The following is a 20,233-nucleotide window of genomic DNA, read 5'->3' on the forward strand; positions in this document are numbered from 1 at the left end:
CCCGCGTGAGAATCCTGATCGTTGAGGACGACGCTGCCCTTGCGCGCGGGATCGTGGCGCTGCTGCGGACCGCCGGTCATGCGGTCGATCACGTCTCTGACGGGGAAGATGCGCTGTCGGTGCTGGCAAGCGAGCCGTACTCACTGGTCATCCTCGACGTGGGCCTGCCCGACATCGACGGCTTCGAGGTGCTTGCCCGCATCCGCGCGCGCGGCGATCAGGCGCAGGTCCTGATGCTGACTGCGCGCGACGGGATCGACGACCGCGTGCGCGGGCTGGACCTTGGCGCCGACGATTACTTGCGCAAACCCTTTGAGGTGGAGGAACTGGAGGCCCGCGTACGTGCGCTGGGCCGCAGGCGCGGCGGCGATGCCGCGCCGGAAGTGCGGATCGGCACGATGACCATCAACCGCTCCACCGGCCGGGTGGAAGTGGATGGACGCCTCATCGAACTGCGCCGCCGCGAATGGTCGGTACTGGAGGCGTTATCGGCGCGCGCGGGCCAGATCGTATCGCGCGAGACGCTGCAGGCCGAAGTGTTCGGCTTCGACGACCCGGTCGGCTCCAATGCGCTGGAAGTGAACGTGACGCGCCTGCGCAGCAAGCTGGCGCCGGACGGCCCGGCGATCCGCACCGTGCGCGGGGTCGGATACATGCTCGACCGCAGCTAGATGATGAACGAAACCGCGAAACAACGGCGCGCGGTCTCACTGCGCCACCGGCTGCTGGCGGCGATGATGGGACCGCTGGTGATCCCGGCGCTAGCCCTGGGCCTGATCGGCTGGGTCCTGATCGCCGACGTCGTGCGCCGTACCAGCGACCGCGTGCTGGGAGGCGCGCTGGGTGCGATTGCCGAAACGGTGCAGGTGGAAAACGGCGAAGTCACGCTGGACCTGCCGCCCGCCGCCTTCGGGATGCTGGAGAACAGCGAGCGCGATAACGTCTATTATCGCATCGCCGTCGGCGGGCGCGTGGTGACCGGTTATGCCGACCTGCCCGCGCCCACTATCCGGGGCCTGCCTTCGGACCAGCCCCGCTTCCGCTTTGCGGAATATCGCGGCCAGCCGATCCGCATCGCCGAAATCCGGCGCGATCTGCCGCGAATCGCCGGCCCGGTCGTCGTGCAGGTAGCTGAAACCCTCGAAAACCGCCGCGCGCTGGAACGGGGGCTGATGACCGCACTGCTGATCGGCGAATTCGTACTGATGGGCATAGTCCTGCTGCTGATCCGCCCGGCGCTGCAATGGAGCCTGCGCCCACTGGCCGAACTGCGCACCGTGATCGAGGCGCGCGACACCCGCGCCGCGCCCGACCTGTCGCCGCTCCAGACCGGGCCCCTGCCCGCCGAACTGCAGCCGCTGTCGCGCTCGTTCGACCGCCTGCTGGCACGGCTGGACTATGCCACGACGGGGATGCGGCGCTTCACCGCCGATGCCTCGCACCAGATGCGCACGCCGCTTTCGGTGCTCAAGGTACAGGTTGCGCTGGCCCGGCGCGGCTCGCACGAAGCGCTACGCGAGATCGAGGAGGCTACCGACCGGCTGGAACGCTTGCTGACCCAGCTCCTCGCCCTCGCCCGCGCAGACGAGGCGGGCAAGCAGCCCCCGTTCGAACGCATCGACCTGCGCGAAGTAAGCCAGGCGGTCATCTCCCGCCGCATCCGGCAGGCCATCGATGCGGACGTGGAACTGCGCCTGGATTGTGAAGGCGACGGACCTTTCTGCATCGACGGGCACCGCACGCTGGTGTTCGAAATGCTCTCCAACCTCGTCGACAACGCCATCCGCTACAACCGGCGCGGCGGCGAGGCGACGATCGGCCTTGAGATGCGGGAGGACCATGCCTGGCTGTCCGTCAGCGACACCGGCCCCGGTATCCCGGCCGCCTCGCGCGATCATGCATTGGACCGTTTCGCCCGCCTGCAGGGCGAACAGGGCCCGGCGGGTAGCGGGCTGGGCCTGGCGATCGTCAAGGCGGTGGTCGAACGGCTGGGCGCCCGGCTGGAACTGCACGATGCTGCGCCGGGCCTGCGCGTAACGGTGACATTCATCGCATCGCAGGGCTGATCCCCCCGCCCGAGCGATGCTTGCAGCAGGCTGGCATCCCGGTTTCGACATCCGCCGGGCGACTGCGCTAGCCACACTGGCATATGATTCGAGTGGTTCAGGGAAAGCATCAGCAATGAAGATCGACGACAGCCTGGCCGCCATCGTCACCGGCGGCGCTTCGGGGCTTGGCCGCGCCAGCGCGCAGGCGCTGGCCGATGCCGGGATCAAGGTCGCTATCTTCGATATCAGCGAGGAAGCGGGCGAGGCCTTCGCCGCGCAGATCGGCGGCGTGTTCTGCAACGTCAACATCATGGACGAGGACAGCGTCGAAGCGGGCTTCGCCAAGGCCCGCGCCGCCCACGGGCAGGAACGCATCGTCGTCCATTGCGCCCTCGTCGCGGGCGGCGGCAAGACCGTCTCGTTCGACAAGAAAACCGGCGCCTACAAACGCACCCCCACCGAGCAGATTGCCAGGTCGGCGGAAGGCATCTTCACCGCCTCCTACCGCGTCGCCTCGATCGCGGCGCTGGGCATGGCGAACGCCGACCCGCTGAACGAGGACGGCGAGCGCGGAACGATCATCCTGACGTCCTCCGCCGCCGCGCAGGACGGTCAGGTCGGACAGGTCGCCTATGGCGGCGGCAAGGGAGCGGTGAACGCCATGGTCCTGCCGATGGCGCGCGACCTGATGGACCTGGGCATCCGCGTCAACGCGATCATGCCGGGCACCTTCGCCACCCCGCCTATGCTGCGCGTGAAGGAACACGCGCCGGAGGTATACGAGAACCTCGGCAAGGCCGTGCCCTTCCCCCGGCGTCTCGGCCACCCGGAGGAGTTCGGCTCCTTCGTGCTGGAGCTGGTGCGCAACATCTATTTCAACGGCCAGTGCATTCGCCTCGACGGCGCGATCAGGATGCCGCCAAAGTAAAGCCTTCTGCGTCGCCCAGCCGTGAGGTGCTTGACAGCACCTCACGGCTGGGCCCAATCGGCCCGATGCGACGCGCGGGCACAAATGCTTTGAAAGCCTTGATAGTCCGCCAGCGGCGGCGCCTGCGCGAAAGCGAAATGGCTTTCATCGTACTCGCCCTGCTTGCAGGACTGGCGGCGGGGTGGATGACCAACCTGCAGGCGTGGCTGGCCCACAGCATGCAGGAAGTGTTCTACGGCGTGACCGTGAACCGCCTCAGCGCACTGGGCGAGATCAAGCATCCCTGGCGCCTGCTGGCCCTGCCGCTAGGCGGCCTTGCCCTGGTGGCGATGAGCTACATTCTGCGCCGTCGCCGCCGCGCGCCGATCGACGTCGTGGAGGCCAACGCCCTGCACAGCGGGCAGATACCCTTTGTCGACAACCTTGTCATTTCCGCCCAGACGCTGATCTCGAATGGCGTCGGTGCATCGGTCGGGCTTGAAGCGGCTTATGCGCAGATGGGCGGCGGCGTTGCCTCCGTGCTGGGGCAGTGGTTCAAGCTGCGCCGCACCGACATGCGCACCCTCGTGGGCGCCGGCGCCGGCGCTGCGGTCGGCGCGGCTTTCGGGGCGCCGCTGGCAGGCGCCTTCTACGCCTTCGAGATCGTCATCGGCAGCTACACCCCCGCTGCCGTCGCCCCGGTGGTCGCAGCCGCGCTGGGCGCCGCTTTCATTACCCGCGCCCTGGGCGTTGAGCCTTACCTCATCGCCTCCAGCGCAGACCGCGTGCTGACCACCGGCGACTATTTCGTCTACGTCGTCCTGGGCCTTGCCTGCGCGCTGGTCGGGATCGCTCTGATGCGGCTGGTGACCTTCGCGGAAATGCAGGTCCAGAAAGTGGGCCGGATTTCCCGCTGGAAGCCGGTGATCGGCGGGCTGCTGCTGATGCCGCTGGCGATGGTTACCCCGCAGACGCTTTCCGCCGGCCACGGCGCGATGCACCTCAATCTGGCGATGCAGCCGGCACTGCAGTTCCTGCTGGTGGTGCTGGTGCTGAAGATCGCGGCTTCGGTGATCTCGCTCAGCTTCGGATTTCGCGGCGGACTGTTCTTCGCCTCGCTGTTCCTGGGATCGCTGGTCGGGCTGATCTTCGCGGCGCTGATCGCAATGCTGCCGCTGAACATCAATCTGGACGTCAACGACGCCGCGCTGGTCGGCATGGCGGCGCTGGCGGTATCCGTCGTGGGCGGGCCGATGACGCTGGCGATCCTGATGTTGGAGACCACGCACGATTTCGCCCTGATGGGCGTGGTGCTGACCGCATCACTGGTATCCAGCGCCCTGACGCGCGAAACCTTCGGTTATTCCTTCTCCACCTGGCGCCTGCACGTGCGCGGCTCGATCGTGCGCAGCCCGCGCGATATCGGCTGGATGCTCAGCCTCACGGCTGGGCGTATCATGCGCACTGACTGGGTCAGCGTGCCCGCCGACCTTTCCATCGCAGACTTTCGTGCGCGCGTGGCGCTGGGCTCCACCAGCAAGGCCGTTCTACTGGACGGGGACGCGCACTACGTCGGCATCGTAACGACCGCATCGGCATACAACCCGGAAACTGCGCCGGAAACGCAGGTCGGCACACTGGCGACGCTGGCGGACAACACGCTGTCCCCCGCCACCGACATCCGCGCCATGCTGAAAGCCTTCGACCTTGCCGCGGCGGACGAACTGGCGGTGGTCGACGGGGTAGGCAACGTGGTGGGCGTAGTGACTGAACGCCACGCACGCCGCCGCTACTTCGAGGAAATCGAAGCATCGCAGCGGGCCCTGTTCGGCGAGACCTGACCCTTGAGGCTCGCCGAACAGCCTCGTCAGTCCTTCGCCACCGGCAGCCAGACGGCGCTCGCCGCATCGCCGCCCCAATGGATGGTCTCGGTCGCTTTCACGTAATCCGAAGGCTTGGCTTCCATGATCGAGGGCACCCAGCTTTGCGGATTGCGATCGTACAGCGGGAACAGGCTGGACTGCACCTGCACCATGATCCGGTGCCCGGGCAGGAACACGTGATCGACATTGGGCAGCGACCACTTGAAACTATAGGTCTTGCCCGGCTCCAGCGCCTTGGGGGCTGCGAACCCGTCGACGTAGCGGCCGCGGAAAATCTCGATGCCGATGCCCAGCTGATAGCCCGCCATCGACGGATCGGCCGTGTTCTCCTGCGGATAGACGTCGATCAGCTTGACCACGAAGTCGCTGTCGCGTCCGCTCGTCGCCGCGCGCAGATCGACTTTGGGCGCGCCCTTGATGTGCAGCGGCTTGTCCAGCACGCCCGTGGAATAACTGAGCACGTCGGTCCGCCCATCGACGAACCGCTGGTCGTGGACCAGCCAGGTCTTCCACTCGTCTCCCGACATGGTGATCGGACGCGGCAGCATCGGCACCGGCTTGGCGGGATCGGAGACGTAACTGTCGCTACCGGCCTGCGATTTGGTCCATGACAGCCCCGAATTGGCGCCGAGGTACAACGGGGTGTAATCGCCCGCCGGCCACTGCGGCGACACTTCCCAGCGGTTTTCGCCGGTGGCGTAAGTCAGCACCGGCGGCGTTTCGCAGGCAGGCGCGTTGGTCTTCAGGTGGCAGTCGAAGAACGGCTTCATGTAGCGCGTGCGGAACTGCAACCCGGTATCGCCTTCCCACTTGAGCGCGCCGAGTTCGCGCGCCTCGTAGTTGACCTGCGAATGGCGCCAGGGGCCGATCACCAGGCTGACCATGTCGCTGGGCGTGCCGTTCGCCTTCAGCGCCTGATAAACCGCCGGGGCACCGTAGCTGTCCTCCTGGTCCCACTGCCCGACGACGAGCATGGTCGGCACTGTCAGCTTGCGCGCGCCCAGCAGCTTGTCGACCGCCTGCCCCTGCCACCACGCATCATAGCTGGGATGTTCGAGGATCTTGCGCGCAACCGGCAGGTCGGTGAGGCCGTAAGCCTTGGCATAGTCCATCGCCGAGCCTGCCTGAAGATAGGCGGTGTAATCGTCGCCGGTCCCGCGCGGCACCGAACCGCCGCCCTTCTTGACCGTCTGGCCCAGATCGTAATCGAAACCGAAAGTGCGAAAGGCGCCGTTGTGGAACCAGTCGTCGCCCATCCAGCCATCCACCATCGGGCTCTGCGGGACGGCGGCCTTCAGCGCGGGATGCGGGTCGATCAGCGCCATCAGCGAGGTAAATCCAAGGTAGGACGAGCCGGTGATGCCGACCTTGCCGTTGCTCTCCTTCACGTTCTTCACCAGCCAGTCGATGGTGTCGTAGGCGTCGGTGGCGTGATCGACTTTGGTCTTGTTCAGCGGCCCGCGCAGGGGCCGGTTCATCACATAGTCGCCTTCCGAACCGTCCAGACCGCGCACGTCCTGATAGACACGGATATAGCCGTCATTGACGAATTCGGCGTCGGCGACGGGAAGGATTTCCTCGATCTTCTGGCTGCGGTTGCGACTGGTGGACTTGTCCGCGTTGTAGGGCGTGCGGCTGAGCAGGATCGGCCCGTCACTGGTGCCCTTGCGGAAGACGATGACGGTATAGAGCTTGGTCCCGTCACGCATCGGCACCATCACCACCCGGCGCACGTAATCGGCCTGGGGGCGCACCCAGTCGTACGACTTCACCTGTTCGTTCATCATGGTGTCGGTGGGCGCCTGCCCCTGCGCGGCGGCGAGGGGGGCGGCGATGGCGAATGCGAGCGAGGTCAGTGCCACGCTCGCGGCAATCCCGGTCAGTTTGATCATGCGCCATGGGTGCCGCGCCGGGCAGGCGCGGTCAAGAGGTGAGGCGTTCGGCGCGCGGGGCGAAGCGCACCGCGCACCGCACCGTTCAGATTTCGAGTTGGCTGCCCAGTTCCACCACGCGGTTTGTTGGCAGGCGGAAGAACTCCATCGCGCTGGCTGCATTGCGCATCATCCACGCGAACAGCTTTTCGCGCCAGATCATCATGCCCGGCTTCTCCGACGGCACCAGCGTCTGGCGTGAGAGGAAGAAGCTCGTCTTCATCATCTCGAACGGACCGCCGCACATCGGTGCGTGGGCCAGCGCGGCGGGGATGTCGGTCTCTTCCATGAAACCGTAGCGCAGCGTCATGCGGTAGAAGCCCTGCCCCAGTTCGACCACCGTGAAGCGCTCCGGCGGCTCTACGTAAGGCACGTCCTGAACCTCCACCGTCAGCACCACCACGCGTTCATGCAGCACCTTGTTGTGCTTGATGTTGTGCAGCAGCGCCGAAGGCACACCCATGTTGCTGGATGCCATGAAGATCGCCGTGCCGGGCACGCGGGTGGCGCTGCCGTGGGCGCTCTTGGCGAAGACGTTGAGGGGCAGCGCCGCCTCGGTCATCCGGTCGCGCATGAGGCGGCGGCCCTTATTCCAGGTCGTCAGCAGGGTGAAGGCGATGCCGCCGATCATCAGCGGGAACCAGCCGCCGTCCGGCACCTTGGTGGCGTTGGCGGCGAAGTAGGCGCCGTCGACTACGAAGAAGGTCACGATCACCGGGATCGCCAGCCACAGCTTCCATTTCCACAGCACGATCAGCAGCACTGCCATCAGGCAGGTGTCGATCAGCATCGCGCCGGTCACCGCGATGCCATAGGCCGAGGCGAGGTTCGACGAGTTCTGGAACACCAGCACCAGCACGATCACACCGGTCATCAGCGCCCAGTTGACGAAGGGGATGTAGATCTGCCCCACTTCGTGCTCGCTGGTGTGGCGGGTGGAAAGGCGCGGGATAAAGCCCAGTTGCATCGCCTGATGAGTGATCGAGAACGCACCGGAGATCACCGCCTGGCTGGCAATGAAGGCGGCGCAGCTTGCCAGGATCACCAGCGGCAGGCGTAGCGATTCGGGCGCAAGATTGAAGAACGGGTTTTCCATTGCGACGGCCGCCTGCGCGTCGTCGAGCCGCAAGATCATCGCCGCCTGGCCGAAGTAGTTGATGAGCAGGCACGGCATCACGAAGCCGAACCACGACAGGCGCATGGGCCCGCGTCCGAAGTGGCCCATGTCCGAATAAAGCGCTTCGGCCCCTGTAACCGCCAGCACGACCGAGCCCAAGGCGAGAAAGCCCAGCACCTTGTCGGTCAGGAAGAACTGGATCGCGAACCACGGGTTCAGCGCTTTCAGCACTTCGGGCATCTGCACCAGATGGTAGAAGCCCAGCACCGCGAGAACGATGAAATAGACCACCATCACCGGCGCGAACAGCGCGCCGACCTTGGCCGTGCCGCTCTTCTGGATGACGAATAGCCCCACCAGCAGCACCAGCGCGATCGGTAGGACGAACGGCGCCAGGTCGGACTGGACGACGGTAAGGCCCTCGACCGCCGAGAGCACCGAGACTGCCGGGGTAATCATCGAGTCGCCGTAGAACAGCGATGTCGCAAAGACGCCCAGCAGGACCACGAGGTAGCCATAGCTGGACTTCTTTATAGAGCCCGAGATCAGCGCGACAAGCGCGAGGCTGCCGCCCTGCCCCTTGTTATCGGCGCGCATCAGCACACTGACGTACTGGACCGAGACGACCAGCGTCATCGACCAGAAGATGAGGCTGACGACGCCCAGAATATGTAGTTCGTCGATCGCCAGCGGGTGCGGGCCGACGAAAGTCTCACGAAAAGCGTAGATCGGGCTGGTGCCGATGTCGCCGAAGACGACACCCACCGCGCCCAGCGCCAGCTTCGTGATATTGCCGGATCCGTGGCCGGAACCATGACCCGATATCGGAGACTCGAACGCCGCCGGAGCTATCGCCGCCGGGACATTGGACGTGTCCGCACTTCCATCACTCATTCCAGCGTCCTGTCATGGACTCGCAGCGACGCATTCACCGCTGCGGCAAGGATGTGGCCGTTAGCAGCATGGATGGGGCCAAGCAACGATACTTACAAGGTGTCCCCGGCGTGGACATGTACCGTTCAGGCAAGCGGCTACTGTCCCTGAACGGCGCCCGGAGAAGCTGACGATTCGGGCGCGGCAGGGGACCGGAGCGGAGGCGCAGACTGTGAGAGCGCAGACGGCGCCGCCTCCCCCTTCTGCGCAGCGATCACCGCATCCAGCCGTTGAAGCTGCTGTGCAAGCGGCGCGCTCCACTGAGCGTCGGCGGGCGCCCGTTCCAGCACTCCGGCCCAAAGCGTGCGTGCCTCGGCAAGCCGGCCTTCCTGCGCGAAGGCAAGGCCAAGAAAGAACGGCGGCCCCGGCGCATCGGGATCCGCCGTGGCGGCACGGCGATAGGCGTAGAGCGCCGCCGGGGTCAGCGAGTTGTCGGCATGGGCAACGATAGCGTTGGCCATGGCCAGCCATGCCTCGGAACTCTTGGGGTCTTCCTCCACCGCGACACGCAGCACTTCAGCGGCATCGGCATAGCGGCCGTTGCGCGCGAACGCATCGGCGGTGACCACCCAGCGATTGAGGGTGGGAATGCCGCTGTTGGTGACTTTGGAGCGCGCCTCGACGAGCGCGGCCGCATTGCCCGAGACCTGCTCACTGGCAACCTTGGGCGCGCCCGCCTCTCCGGGCGAGCCTTGCGTGACGTAGCCGGCGATTCCCAGCAAAACCGCCGAACCGACCGCCTCACGCCCGCCGCGAGGCACTTTGAGAACGAACAGCAGCAGCACGGCGACGACAACCGCGAGGCCGATGACGAACACCCAGGTCACTTCGCGTCCTCCGTCTTGCCGGTAAAGCGGCGGCGCAGCAGCAGGAACGCTATCAGCATGAGAAATGCCGGCACCGCGAACAACGGCCAGGTCAGGCCGGTCAGTTGCGGGGCATAGCTGACATAATCACCGTAGCGCTCGATCAGCCAGGCGCGAATCGCCTCGGGTTCTTCGCCGGCCGCGATCCGTTCCCGCACGAGGCTGCGCATGGAACCGGCGATCGGCGCATCCGAATCGGCTATCGACTGGCCCTGGCACTGCAGGCAGCGCAGGCTTTCCATGAGGTCCTGCGCCTTGGTTTCCTTGGCCGGATCGTCAAGCTGGCGATAGGCGTAAGGCGCGGTGGACTGTTCTTCCTGCGCTATGGCGGGCGCCGTCAGGGCAAGGCACAAAATTGCAGGGGCCAGACCCGCGAGGGATAGAAACGGGCGCTTCACTGCTGCGCTTCCTGTAGCTTGCCCAGCAACAGGCCCAGATGCTCGGGCCGGATCTCGCCGATATGCTGGTAGACGATCTTGCCTTTGCCATCGACGACATAGGTTTCCGGCACGCCCGAGGAGCCTAGCGCAAGCTGTACCTTGCCGTCGTCGTCCGCGCCGATGCGCTGGAACGGGTCGCCGTTTTCTTCGAGGAAGCCTTGCAGGTTCTCGGTCGTATCGCGCACCGAGATACCCTCGATCGGGACGCCGGCCTTTGCCAACTCGCCCAGCTGCGGCGCCTCGACGCGGCACGGCACGCACCAGCTGGCGAAGACGTTGACGAGGTGCGGCTTGCCATTGGCAAGTACCTTGCTGTCCAGACCGGGCCGGCCCGGCAGCGCGGGCGGCAGGTCGAAGCGGGGCATCTCCTTGCCCACCAGCGCGCTGGCGACATTGCGATCGGCAGGCCGGTAGAGCCCGATCATGACCAGCGCGAAGAAACCGAGGAACAGCACCAGCGGCAACCAGATCGCCCAGCGCGGGGCCCGGTGGGGAGGAGTATCGCTCATCGGCCCTGCCTTTCGCGGCGGTAGGCGATCTTGCTGCGCAGGTTGATGCGGCGCAGGTCGGCAAGGACATGCCCCGCCAGCGCCAGCGCACCGCCCAGAGCGATAAGCAGTCCGCCCAGCCAGATCAGCGGCACGAACGGCTTCCACCACAGCCGTAGCTGCCAGCGGCCCTGATCACTGCCGGCATCGCTTTTGGCCTCATCCTTGTTGCCGGCCTCCGGTGCTTCGCCGCCGAGCACGGCATAGAGCTGGCCATTCCAGCGAGTCAGGAGCGCCGATTCGCTGGTCTGCTGCGGCGGCGCCCAGAAACTGCGCGACTGCGGCAGCATCCGGGTGACCTTGCCGTCCGCGCCGTAACGCACCAGCAGGCGCGCCTCGAGCGCGGTCCAGTTCGGCCCGGCGACAGGCTCGACAGTGTCGAGCTTCACGCCCCAGGGGCCGACTCGCGTAACCTCGCCGATCTTCACGGCGACCAGCTTCTCGACCGAAAAGGCGCTCTCGCTGCTCATTCCGAACAGCGCGACGGCAATGCCGAAATGCGCGGTGACCATGCCCCAGATCGGCAGCGGCGTGCGGCGCAGGTTGCGCCCCTTGAGCGGCAGCAAGCTGGCCCACGCAAGGCCCAGCGCCAGCGCAAGGCCAAGGAAGGGCAGCAGCGCCACGCCGCCGATGACCAGCAGGCCGATCGTCGCCGCCGCCACCAGCATGGCGGGAATCACGAGATTCTTGCTCACGCGCGCAAACCTGTCACGCCGCCAGCGCAGCAGCGGGCCGACCGCCAGCACCACCAGCATCGGCACCGCAAACAATGCGCCCATCGGGTTGAAGTACGGCGGCCCCACCGAGACCTTGGCGCCGAACGTTTCTGCTACCAGCGGGTAAAGCGTACCGAACAGCACGATCCCCAGGATCGCCGAGAGCATGACGTTGTTGAACACCAGCGCGCCCTCGCGGCTGACGAGGGCAAAGCGCTCCCCCTCGGTCACGCTCGATGCGCGCAGGCCGAACAGGATCAGCGCGCCGCCGATGTAGATCGCCAGCAGGGCCAGGATGAAGGTGCCGCGCTGCGGGTCGACTGCAAAGGCGTGGACGCTCGTCAGGATACCCGAACGCACCAGAAAGGTGCCGATCATCGACATCGAGAAGGCAACGACGCCCAGCATAACCGTCCAGGCCCGCAAGGCATTGCGCGATGCCAGCACGCTGCACGAATGCAGCAGCGCGGTCGCCGCCAGCCACGGCATGAGCGAGGCGTTCTCGACCGGGTCCCAGAACCACCAGCCACCCCAGCCCAGTTCGTAGTACGCCCAGTAGGAGCCTGCCGCGATGCCGACGGTCAGGAATATCCACGCCCCCAGCACCCAGGGCCGCATGGCGCGCGCAAACGCCGGGCCGACTTCGCGCGTGATCAGCGCGCCGATGGCAAAGCTGAAGGCGATCGAAAGCCCGACATAGCCGAGGTAAAGCGTGGGCGGGTGAAACGCGAGGCCAAGGTCCTGCAGTAGCGGGTTAAGGCCGTTCCCCTCGACCGGAACCGGCGAAAGGCGCTCGAACGGGTTCGAGGCGAACAGTAGAAATGCATAGAAGCCGAGGCTGACGAAAGCCTGACCCGCCAGCGTCGCCAGCATGGTGCGTTCGGGCAGGCGCCGCTCGACCAGCGCCACGAAGCCGCCCGCCATGCCCATGACCGTCACCCACAGGAGCATCGAACCCTCGTGGTTACCCCAGGCGCCCGCGATCTTGTAGACCAGCGGTTTCATCGAATGCGAATTGAGCGCAACCAGCTTCACCGAAAGGTCGGTGACGGAAAAGACGTAGATCAGGCATGCGAAGGCCAGCAGCGCCAACAGGCCCTGCACCACGGCGACGGGCCGCACAGCCTCGCCCAGCGTCGCACCGCGCGTCGTCAGCCCAAGGCTCCCCGCGACAAGTTGCAGGCCGGCCAATGCCGCCGCCAGCCACAGGGCGGCGAGTCCGATTTCGGCCATCATTGTGTTTCGGCCACCACTTGTTTCGCCTGATCCTTGGTCATGTTCTGCATTTCGCGCGGGACATAGTTCTCATCGTGCTTGGCTAGCAGGTTGTCGGCGACGAAGGTGCCGTTTGCGCCCAGACGCCCTTCGGCAACCACGCCCGAGCCCTCGACGAACAGCGACGGGACAATGCCCCTGAACGTTACCGGCACGCGCGCCTTGCCGTCCTGGACGATGAAATTGACCGTCACGCCGTCCGCCGCAGTCTTGAGCGAGCCCTTCTCGACCATGCCGCCCAGACGCACGGCCCGGTCCGGCTCGGGCGGCTTGGCGACGATATCGCTGGGCACGTAGAAATAGCTGGCCTGATTACGCAGCGCCCAGGCCGCCAGCAGCGCCGCGCCGATCAGCACCACCAGCGCGACGACGAGCAACACGAGGCGCTGGTGCTTGGCTTTGATCGGGGCTCTAATCGAACCGTCCATGGTCAGCGCTTTCTCGATTCGTCGCGGCGCTTTTCCGCAGCACGCATCGTCAGCAGCGACCAAGCGACCATGCCCAGCGTAGCGCCGACGCCTATGGCATAGGAGGCGACCACGAAGGTCCAGGGGTCCATCGCTTCGCGCACGATCAGAATTCCACTTCGCTGAAGGCCTTGCGGCGCAGGCGCGCCTCAGCCTGCTGGTTTGCCAGGATCGCGCGCATCCGGGCCAGCACGACGCCGGCAAAGATCAGCGTGAAACCCAACATAGCGGCGAGCAGCGGCCACAGAAAATCGCCCGACATCGCCGATTTGCCCACGGTGATGCTCGGCGCCTGGTGCTGGCTGTTCCACCAGATCACCGAATAATGAATGATCGGCACGTTCACCGCGCCGACAAGGCCGAAGATCGCCGGTGCGCGATTCTCGCTGCCATCGGCAGATTCGCTCGCCTGAGCGAGCGCCATCCAGCCGAAGTAGAGAAACAGCAGCACCAGCATCGAAGTAAGCCGCCCGTCCCAGACCCACCATGTCCCCCAGGCGGGACGACCCCACAGCGAGCCGGTAAGCAGGCATACGGCGGTGAACACGGCGCCTGGCACGGCGCAGGCCCGCGCCGCGATAGCGGCAAGCGGATGACGCCAGACCAGTTCGGCAAAGCTGACCCCGGCTATAGCCATCCAGCCCGCCATGCCCAGCCATGCGGACGGCACATGCAGGTAGACGATACGCACCGTCTCGCCCTGAAGCTGCTCGGCCGGGGCAAAGAACACGCCCCACCCCAGCGCCACCGCCGCGACGACAAGACCCAGCCCCATGCACAGCGGCATGAGCCAGCGCGCTATGCGCAGAAAACGAGCAGGATTGGCAAAGCCGTGCATGACAGTCGCGCTTCTATCGTGAGTGCGCCGGGGAGCAAGTGACTCAAGTCAAAGCCCGGAGCTTTTCCCACGCCAATAGGGCGTTAATGCCATCAAAGCATCATGTAGTGGAAAATGGGGCGACCGATGGGGTTCGAACCCACGACCTCCGGTACCACAAACCGGCGCTCTAACCAACTGAGCTACGATCGCCACAGGCGCTGTCCGGGCCATTGCCAAACACCGCCATCCCCGTCCGAATTGCAGTCTCGCTGCATCCGGTGCGGGAGCGCGCCTTTGCACAAGGATCGCACTCTTGCAAAGTAAAAATTCGGATCAGGGCCCCGAGCAGCGATTTTCCTGCGCTCAAGTGGCGGCTAGTGTCGAGCGATGGACGTCCTCTGCGAATCATCGGCAGCGCAATTGCTCAACCACCCCGGCGTGCAGCGCTTCCCCTCCTCGCGGCTGGACCTGTTCATCCTGCGCGATTTCCTGACGCGCGAGCAGTGCGTACGATTGATCGAACTGATCGAAGCCAGCCACCGCCCCTCGACGATCGCTGACTATAACGGCGACGATGCATTTCGCACCAGTTCCACTTGCGATCTCTCATCGCAAGTACCGGAAGTGGCGCAGCTCGCCGCTGCGCTTTCGCGTCTGTCGGGGATAGATCCGATCCATGCCGAACCGCTGCAAGGCCAGCGTTACGAGGTAGGACAGGAATTCAAGGCGCATACCGACTATTTCGAGCCGGGCAGCAGCGACTACGAGAAATATTGCGCGGTGCCCGGTCAACGTACCTGGACCTTCATGATCTACCTGAACGACGTGGAAGCCGGCGGGGCAACACGGTTCCGGGTGATCGACAAGATGATCCAGCCGGAAACGGGCAAGCTGATAGGCTGGAACAACCGCAGGGCCGACGGCAGCCCGAATGCGGCAACGCTTCATCATGCGATGAAGGTGCGCAAGGGGCTCAAGTACGTGATTACTCAGTGGTATCGGGAACGACGCTGGGGCTGAAGCGGCCGCAAGGCCGCCCCAGCGCCGATCCGACGGATTACTTTGCCTTGCTGATTACGCCGCAGGCGATTCGCCCGCCCGCGTTGCCGGCGGGCTGGCTGGTGTAGTCGTCCACCCCGGCGTGGATCACGAGCGCAGTGCCGTCCGCATCGAACAACGACTTGGGACCCGGGGAAAGCGAGACGCCGGTATTGAGGATCTGCGTCTTGAGCACACCATCGGGGCCGACGTGCTGGTTGGGCATGTCGCCGCCATGCGGCCCCTTCATGACCATGTAGCCGTGCTCATGGTCACCGCCCGCGAAGTGCCCGCCCGAGGTGTTGAACTTCTCGGCAGTGTCGCACAGGCCCTTCTGGTGGAAGTGGAACCCATGGTCGCCTTCGGGCAGACCCTTGAGATCGGTGCTGACGAGAACACCGGCGGGCGTCTCCTGCAGCATGACCATGCCAAGCGATTTGCCATCAAGGCCGATCACGTCGGCATGGACCATCTTCCCGGCAGGCACAGGCGCTGCGGCAGCAGCCGGCGCAGCGGCGGAAGCGACCGGGGCATGAGCATGCTCGGCCGCTGCATTACACGCACCGGCCATCGACAGCATGACGAGGCTGGCGGCGGATGCGGCGAGAAAGCGCGAGGTTCGGGTCATCAGAATCTCCGGTTCCGGGCCGGTGTCGGCCCATTTGGCTCAAGAGCGCTGCGACGGACATGGATCATCGCGGCGCTCCTCGAAAAGGGGACACGCATAGAGGCCCCTCCCCCCACGCGTGCACCGCAAGCGTAAAGTGCCGCACGCGAAAGGCAATCGCGTCGCCGCCGGGAAAGTTCCTGAGCGCCCGCCGGAAACAAAAAAGGCGGCCCCGGGGGACCGCCTTCTTCGTGTCTGATGGTCTGCGCGCGGCTCGAAAGCCGCAGCGCCTCACTTCTTGTTGAGCGAGAGACCGCCGAAACGCTTGTTGAACTGGGCAACGCGGCCGCCATCCTGGAGCTGCGCCTTGCCGCCGGTCCATGCCGGGTGCGAGGACGGGTCGATGTCGAGAACCAGCGTGTCGCCTTCCTTGCCCCAGGTGGAGCGGGTCTGGAAGGTGGTACCATCGGTCATCTGAACCGTGATCATGTGGTAGTCGGGATGCGTATCGGCCTTCATGGTACAACTCTTTCGCATATGGCCGGTTCCGACCGGCCTGCCTCGGAAAGCGGGGCCCTTACAAGCAAGGCCACCCAAAGGCAAGGGCGGAATCCTGATCCGGGCGCCGCCCGCGACCAAAACCACCCCCGCCCATCAAGCGTCGGCGATCATCGCCGTAAAGTTGACGTCGCAGGTCACCTTGTCGTCGATCGAGGCCTTGCCCCAGAACTTGCAGACCCGCGAGCGCTTCTGAACGAAGCCCGCGCGCAGGGTCAGCAAGTGGCCCGGAGTGACGGGAGCGCGAAACTTCGCGTCCTCGATCGCCATGAAGTAGACCAGCTTGCCGGTCCCGGCGAGGCCCAGGCTCTCGATGGCGAGAATGCCCGCGGCCTGCGCCAGCGCCTCGATCTGGAGAACGCCGGGCATGATCGGACGGCCGGGGAAGTGCCCCTGGAAGAAGTCCTCATTGAAGCTGACCGCCTTGACCGCATGGATTCCCTCCTCCTCGGAGATGGAGACCACACGGTCGACGAGCAGCATCGGGTAGCGGTGCGGAAGCGCCGCCAGGATCTTCGCGGTATCGTAGACCGTCTCGGTAGTATCGCTCATGCCCGGTGTCCGCTCGGATCAGCGGCCAGTGGTCGGAGCAGGCGCTGCGCCAGCCGGAGCCTGCTGGCCCTGCGCCTGGGCGCGCTGTTCACGAACCTGACGCGGTTCCCAACCAGCGGGCGGAACCAGCTGAGCGGAAGGCAGCGCGGTGTTCAACTCGTTCAGGATGTCCTGGTTGAGGTTGTACGCGCCGCCGTTGACCGCCAGGATCGCGTCGGGCGAGATCAGGATCGAGACGTTCTTCTTGGTCATCGCAGCCTTGACCGCGTCGTTCAGCTTGTCTTCGATCTGCTCGTTCACGTAAGCCTGCGAGAGGCCGACCGGCTGCAGGATGCGCTGCAGTTCGGCCTTGCCGCCCTCCTGCATCTGCTGAATCGCACCGGCCTGCTGCTCAAGCGATGCCTGGGCGACCTTGCCGCCCTGGCGGTCAGCGTTGAACTTGTCGACCAGCGGCTTGATCTGGGCGTTGAGCGCGGTGTTGCGCGTCTGGGCCTGGTCGAACTGCGCCTTGTAGGTGGTCTGGCGCGCGGTCTCGGCAGCCTTGTAAGCGTTCGAGTTGGCGATCACGGCGTCGAAGCTGGCGACGCCAAGACCCTGGACGATCGTGCCACCGGTGCCGGCTGCGGCTGCCGGAGCGGCCTTGGCCGCCAGCGCGGGCTGCGCAGCGACGGCGGTGAGAGCGAGGCCAGCGGCCAGGGCGACGGACTTGGTCATGGTGCTCATCAGAATTGTGTTCCCACGTTGAAAGTAAAGGTCTTGGAGCGGTCGCCATCCTCCTTAAGGAGTGCGCGCGAGACATCGATGCGGAATGGGCCGAAAGGCGAGTTCCAGTTCACGCCGATACCGACGGCGACGCGCGGCTTCCAGGTATCACCGACGAACTCCTCGATGAAGTTGTACTGGAAGTTGCCGGTGGCGACGTTGTTCTGGCCGGTAGTGCTGTTGGTGGCGGAAGTCGTGGTCGTCGTCGAACCGTCGGCGTTAGTCTGCGTGTAGAGCGGGGTACAGCCCGTCTCGCACTGGCTCAAAGCAGGCTGCTTCACGCTCCACACCGCGCCGATGTCAGCGAAGATCGAGGGGCGCAGGCCCATCTCACGCGCGCCCGAACCCAGCGGGATCTCCATTTCGGCGCGGCCCATGTAGTAGTAATTGCCGCCCAGCGCATCGTCCTGCCAATCGCTGCGCTTGGTGGAGACCACGCCGTCGGTGATGTACTTGCGCAAAACGCGCGGACCGACACCGCGGATACCGAAGCCGCGAATCTGCGGCTCGCCAAGGTAGAAACGATCGGTCAGGCGCACGTTATCGCCGGCCAGACCCTTGATCACACCGCCCTCAGCCGAGAGCGAGAAGATGAAGCCCTTGCCCAGATTGAAGAACTTCGACGCGTTGCCGCGCAGGCGTGCATACTTCACGTCGCCGCCAAGGCCCGCGAAATCAACGTTGACGGAGGCGGTGAACCCGCGCGTCGGACGCTGGCGGTTGTCGAGCGTGTCGTAGATCAACGAAAGCCCGACGATCGAGGACAGGCGCTTGCCGATTGCGTCGCACAAATAGCGGCCCGCGACCAGCGGATCGCAGGCGCCGTCGGCAGTGAAGTACTGGCTGCCCAGACCGACGTCGTCGTAGTTGAGCGTATAACGGCCCACGGCGGTCAGGTACTCGGTCAGCGGAACACCGGCACGGACCTGGAAACCGGTGGTCGACTGCTCGTAGGTCGTCCGGCGATCCGAGTTCTGGAAATTGAAGCTGTTGTAATCGCGGCGATAGATGTCGACGCCCAGCGAGATGTTCTTGTCGAACAGATATGGCTCGACGAAGCTCGCCTCGACGCTCTTGGAATAGCGCGAAAGGCTGCCCGACAGACCCACCGTCTGGCCGCGCCCACGGAAGTTGCGCTGGCGGATCGAGGCCTGGAAGATGAAGCTTTCAAGACTGGAGAAACCGGCCGAAAGCTGGAGTTCGCCGGTCGGCTTCTCCTCGACATTGGCTTCCAGGATGATGCGGTCGTCGGCGGCGCCGGGCTTCTGCTCGACTTCGAACTTCTCCTGGAAGTAGCCGAGCGACTTGATGCGGTTGGTCGAACGCTTGACCTGCAGCGAGTTGAACGCATCGCCTTCGGCAAGGCGGAACTCGCGGCGGATCACCTTGTCCTGGGTCAGCGTGTTCCCGTTGATGTCGATACGCTCGACATAGACGCGCGGCGCTTCCTGGATCACGAAGGTCAACCCCATGGTGAGGTTTTCCTTGTCGCGGTCATACTGCGGACGCACGTCTGCGAAGGCGTAGCCGAATGCACCGGCGGTTTCGTTCAGGCCCTCGATCGTGTCTTCGACCTGCTTGGCGTTGTACCAGTCGCCCTTATGCATGACGAGGTTCTTGGCCATCTTCTCGCCATCGAAGTCGCGCAGCTGGCTCTCGACCTTGACGTCGCCAAACTTGTAACGCTGACCTTCCTCCACCACGTAAGTGATGATGAAGTCCTTCTTGTCCGGCGTAAGTTCGGCCACGGCCGAAACCACGCGGAAATCGGCATAACCCTGCGTCAGGTAGAACTGACGCAGCTTCTGCTGGTCGAAAGCCATGCGGTCGGGATCGTAGCTGGTGCCGGAGCTGAACAGGCGGGTGAAACGCGCCTGCTTGGTCACCATCTCGCTGCGCAGCTCGCCATCCGAGAAGTGCTCGTTGCCGATGATGTTGATCTGCCGAACCTTGGACTTGTCGCCCTCGGTGATCTCGAAGACGATGTCGACGCGGTTCTGGTCGAGCGAGACCATCTTCGGCTCTACCGTCGCGGCGTAGCGGCCCTGACGCTTGTAAAGCTCGATGATGCGCGCGACGTCGGCGCGGATCTTGGAACGCGTGAAGATCTGGCGCGGCGAGACCTTGATCTCGGGCAGGATCTTGTCGTCCTTGATGCGCTTGTTGCCCTCAAGGATGATGCGGTTGACGACCGGGTTTTCCTGGACCTGAATAACCACGACACCACCGTCGTTGTTGATCTGGACGTCCTTGAACAGCTCGGTCGAGTACAAGTCCTTGAGCGCGGCGTCGGCACTGGCCTTGGTGTAAGGCTGGCCAACGCGCATCTTGATATAGGACAGCACCGTCTGCGGCTCGAGACGCTCCGATCCCTTGACCTGGATGGTCACGATCGGCACCGCACTGGCATCGGGATCGGCCACCGGGGATGCCGGAGCTGCCTTCGGCGCAGTAGCCTTCGGCGCAGCGGTCTTCGAAGTCGAAGCCTTTGAAGCCGAGGCCTTGGGCGCTGCCTGGGCCAAAGCATCGGCGGGGACACCCGCGAGGATCGTGGTCCCCATCAGCACCGCCGCGAGCTGCGAGGCACGGCCTCCGTCAGTCCAGCGAACCATTTCCCGTCCGATCATTCTACGCAAATTCCCGTATTCGCTTTCGCGAGAAAAACTGATCACTCCCGGCCAAACCGGGCAACGGGCGCGCACCAAACCCGCAGGTAACCGCAGCCATCTGCCCGATGGAGCGCATCCGATCAAGCAGACAAAACC

At 65.0% G+C, this 20,233-nt stretch carries 19 protein-coding genes and 1 tRNA gene; 5 read left to right on the plus strand and 15 right to left on the minus strand.

Going from position 1 to position 20,233, the window contains the following annotated elements:
* Positions 1–5 precede the first annotated feature (5 nt).
* The 4 genes from TQ38_RS12030 to TQ38_RS12045 all read left to right on the plus strand — a co-directional run bounded on the left by TQ38_RS12030 (position 6) and on the right by TQ38_RS12045 (position 4,796).
* Positions 6–671: a response regulator gene (locus tag TQ38_RS12030; RefSeq protein WP_043977593.1), complete on the plus strand. Its 666-nt coding sequence runs from the start codon at positions 6–8 to the stop codon at positions 669–671.
* Entirely contained in the window at positions 672–2,066 is a 1,395-nt protein-coding gene (locus TQ38_RS12035; RefSeq protein WP_113941917.1) for a sensor histidine kinase, read from the plus strand.
* Between the two features lie 115 nt (positions 2,067–2,181).
* Positions 2,182–2,976 (plus strand): SDR family oxidoreductase, encoded by a 795-nt coding sequence (locus TQ38_RS12040; RefSeq protein WP_043977591.1) that lies wholly within the window; start codon positions 2,182–2,184, stop codon positions 2,974–2,976.
* A 65-nt stretch (positions 2,977–3,041) separates the two neighbouring features.
* Complete coding sequence (locus TQ38_RS12045; protein ID WP_043977589.1) at positions 3,042–4,796, plus strand: chloride channel protein; 1,755 nt, start codon at positions 3,042–3,044, stop codon at positions 4,794–4,796.
* 26 nt (positions 4,797–4,822) lie between these two features.
* Here the strand turns inward: TQ38_RS12045 and TQ38_RS12050 are convergent, their stop codons facing one another.
* The 10 genes from TQ38_RS12050 to TQ38_RS12090 all read right to left on the minus strand — a co-directional run bounded on the left by TQ38_RS12050 (position 4,823) and on the right by TQ38_RS12090 (position 14,161).
* A complete protein-coding gene (locus TQ38_RS12050) occupies positions 4,823–6,730 on the minus strand; it encodes a CocE/NonD family hydrolase (protein ID WP_043977587.1) in 1,908 nt (635 codons plus the stop codon).
* 85 nt (positions 6,731–6,815) lie between these two features.
* Positions 6,816–8,780 carry a potassium transporter Kup gene (locus tag TQ38_RS12055; protein ID WP_043977585.1) on the minus strand — a complete coding sequence of 655 codons (1,965 nt, stop codon included), beginning with the start codon at positions 8,778–8,780 and terminating at the stop codon, positions 6,816–6,818.
* A 137-nt stretch (positions 8,781–8,917) separates the two neighbouring features.
* A complete protein-coding gene (locus TQ38_RS12060; RefSeq protein WP_043977583.1) occupies positions 8,918–9,646 on the minus strand; it encodes a tetratricopeptide repeat protein in 729 nt (242 codons plus the stop codon).
* Complete coding sequence (locus tag TQ38_RS12065; RefSeq protein ID WP_043977634.1) at positions 9,643–10,053, minus strand: cytochrome c-type biogenesis protein; 411 nt, start codon at positions 10,051–10,053, stop codon at positions 9,643–9,645. The genes TQ38_RS12060 and TQ38_RS12065 overlap by 4 nt, the downstream gene beginning before the upstream one ends.
* Positions 10,054–10,079: 26 nt before the next feature.
* Entirely contained in the window at positions 10,080–10,634 is a 555-nt protein-coding gene (locus TQ38_RS12070) for a DsbE family thiol:disulfide interchange protein (protein ID WP_043977582.1), read from the minus strand.
* Positions 10,631–12,625 carry a heme lyase CcmF/NrfE family subunit gene (locus TQ38_RS12075; RefSeq protein ID WP_043977580.1) on the minus strand — a complete coding sequence of 665 codons (1,995 nt, stop codon included), beginning with the start codon at positions 12,623–12,625 and terminating at the stop codon, positions 10,631–10,633. Before TQ38_RS12075 ends, TQ38_RS12070 begins: the two co-directional genes overlap by 4 nt.
* Positions 12,622–13,092: a cytochrome c maturation protein CcmE gene (gene ccmE / locus TQ38_RS12080; RefSeq protein WP_043977579.1), complete on the minus strand. Its 471-nt coding sequence runs from the start codon at positions 13,090–13,092 to the stop codon at positions 12,622–12,624. Before ccmE ends, TQ38_RS12075 begins: the two co-directional genes overlap by 4 nt.
* 2 nt (positions 13,093–13,094) lie before the next feature.
* On the minus strand, positions 13,095–13,235 hold the full coding sequence (locus TQ38_RS30580; RefSeq protein ID WP_205316029.1) for a hypothetical protein: 141 nt from the start codon (positions 13,233–13,235) through the stop codon (positions 13,095–13,097).
* Positions 13,236–13,237: 2 nt separating this feature from the next.
* The gene (gene ccmC / locus TQ38_RS12085; RefSeq protein ID WP_043977577.1) at positions 13,238–13,969 is read right to left on the minus strand and encodes a heme ABC transporter permease CcmC; all 732 of its coding nucleotides are present in this window, start codon (positions 13,967–13,969) and stop codon (positions 13,238–13,240) included.
* 115 nt (positions 13,970–14,084) lie between these two features.
* Positions 14,085–14,161, minus strand: a tRNA-His gene (locus TQ38_RS12090).
* 177 nt (positions 14,162–14,338) lie between these two features.
* Between TQ38_RS12090 and TQ38_RS12095 the strand changes: the two genes are divergently transcribed.
* Positions 14,339–14,971, plus strand: coding sequence for a 2OG-Fe(II) oxygenase (locus TQ38_RS12095; protein WP_043977575.1), 633 nt, complete (start codon positions 14,339–14,341; stop codon positions 14,969–14,971).
* 37 nt (positions 14,972–15,008) lie between these two features.
* Here TQ38_RS12095 and TQ38_RS12100 read toward each other — a convergent pair whose 3' ends face one another.
* The 5 genes from TQ38_RS12100 to bamA form a co-directional block, all read right to left on the minus strand.
* Positions 15,009–15,617: a superoxide dismutase family protein gene (locus TQ38_RS12100; protein ID WP_082057813.1), complete on the minus strand. Its 609-nt coding sequence runs from the start codon at positions 15,615–15,617 to the stop codon at positions 15,009–15,011.
* 270 nt (positions 15,618–15,887) lie between these two features.
* A complete protein-coding gene (gene rpmE / locus TQ38_RS12105) occupies positions 15,888–16,115 on the minus strand; it encodes a 50S ribosomal protein L31 (RefSeq protein ID WP_043977573.1) in 228 nt (75 codons plus the stop codon).
* A 135-nt stretch (positions 16,116–16,250) separates the two neighbouring features.
* On the minus strand, positions 16,251–16,706 hold the full coding sequence (gene fabZ / locus TQ38_RS12110; protein ID WP_043977571.1) for a 3-hydroxyacyl-ACP dehydratase FabZ: 456 nt from the start codon (positions 16,704–16,706) through the stop codon (positions 16,251–16,253).
* Positions 16,707–16,724: 18 nt separating this feature from the next.
* Complete coding sequence (locus tag TQ38_RS12115) at positions 16,725–17,429, minus strand: OmpH family outer membrane protein (protein ID WP_043977569.1); 705 nt, start codon at positions 17,427–17,429, stop codon at positions 16,725–16,727.
* Positions 17,429–20,095 carry an outer membrane protein assembly factor BamA gene (gene bamA / locus TQ38_RS12120; protein WP_043977568.1) on the minus strand — a complete coding sequence of 889 codons (2,667 nt, stop codon included), beginning with the start codon at positions 20,093–20,095 and terminating at the stop codon, positions 17,429–17,431. Before bamA ends, TQ38_RS12115 begins: the two co-directional genes overlap by 1 nt.
* Positions 20,096–20,233: the final 138 nt, after the last annotated feature.

It is taken from the genome of Novosphingobium sp. P6W (assembly GCF_000876675.2).
In the GTDB taxonomy this organism is placed as follows: Bacteria; Pseudomonadota; Alphaproteobacteria; order Sphingomonadales; family Sphingomonadaceae; genus Novosphingobium.

What these genes read in the sequence shown, in the direction of transcription:
- TQ38_RS12035 (WP_113941917.1), top strand. Translation starts at nt 672, where the DNA reads ATGATGAACGAAACCGCGAAACAACGGCGCGCGGTCTCACTGCGCCAC.
- TQ38_RS12040 (WP_043977591.1), top strand. Translation starts at nt 2,182, where the DNA reads ATGAAGATCGACGACAGCCTGGCCGCCATCGTCACCGGCGGCGCTTCG.
- TQ38_RS12045 (WP_043977589.1), top strand. Translation starts at nt 3,042, where the DNA reads ATGCGACGCGCGGGCACAAATGCTTTGAAAGCCTTGATAGTCCGCCAG.
- TQ38_RS12050 (WP_043977587.1), bottom strand. Translation starts at nt 6,730, where the DNA reads ATGATCAAACTGACCGGGATTGCCGCGAGCGTGGCACTGACCTCGCTC.
- TQ38_RS12055 (WP_043977585.1), bottom strand. Translation starts at nt 8,780, where the DNA reads ATGAGTGATGGAAGTGCGGACACGTCCAATGTCCCGGCGGCGATAGCT.
- TQ38_RS12070 (WP_043977582.1), bottom strand. Translation starts at nt 10,634, where the DNA reads ATGAGCGATACTCCTCCCCACCGGGCCCCGCGCTGGGCGATCTGGTTG.
- TQ38_RS12075 (WP_043977580.1), bottom strand. Translation starts at nt 12,625, where the DNA reads ATGATGGCCGAAATCGGACTCGCCGCCCTGTGGCTGGCGGCGGCATTG.
- ccmE (WP_043977579.1), bottom strand. Translation starts at nt 13,092, where the DNA reads ATGGACGGTTCGATTAGAGCCCCGATCAAAGCCAAGCACCAGCGCCTC.
- ccmC (WP_043977577.1), bottom strand. Translation starts at nt 13,969, where the DNA reads ATGCACGGCTTTGCCAATCCTGCTCGTTTTCTGCGCATAGCGCGCTGG.
- TQ38_RS12095 (WP_043977575.1), top strand. Translation starts at nt 14,339, where the DNA reads ATGGACGTCCTCTGCGAATCATCGGCAGCGCAATTGCTCAACCACCCC.
- TQ38_RS12100 (WP_082057813.1), bottom strand. Translation starts at nt 15,617, where the DNA reads ATGACCCGAACCTCGCGCTTTCTCGCCGCATCCGCCGCCAGCCTCGTC.
- rpmE (WP_043977573.1), bottom strand. Translation starts at nt 16,115, where the DNA reads ATGAAGGCCGATACGCATCCCGACTACCACATGATCACGGTTCAGATG.
- fabZ (WP_043977571.1), bottom strand. Translation starts at nt 16,706, where the DNA reads ATGAGCGATACTACCGAGACGGTCTACGATACCGCGAAGATCCTGGCG.
- TQ38_RS12115 (WP_043977569.1), bottom strand. Translation starts at nt 17,429, where the DNA reads ATGAGCACCATGACCAAGTCCGTCGCCCTGGCCGCTGGCCTCGCTCTC.
- bamA (WP_043977568.1), bottom strand. Translation starts at nt 20,095, where the DNA reads ATGATCGGACGGGAAATGGTTCGCTGGACTGACGGAGGCCGTGCCTCG.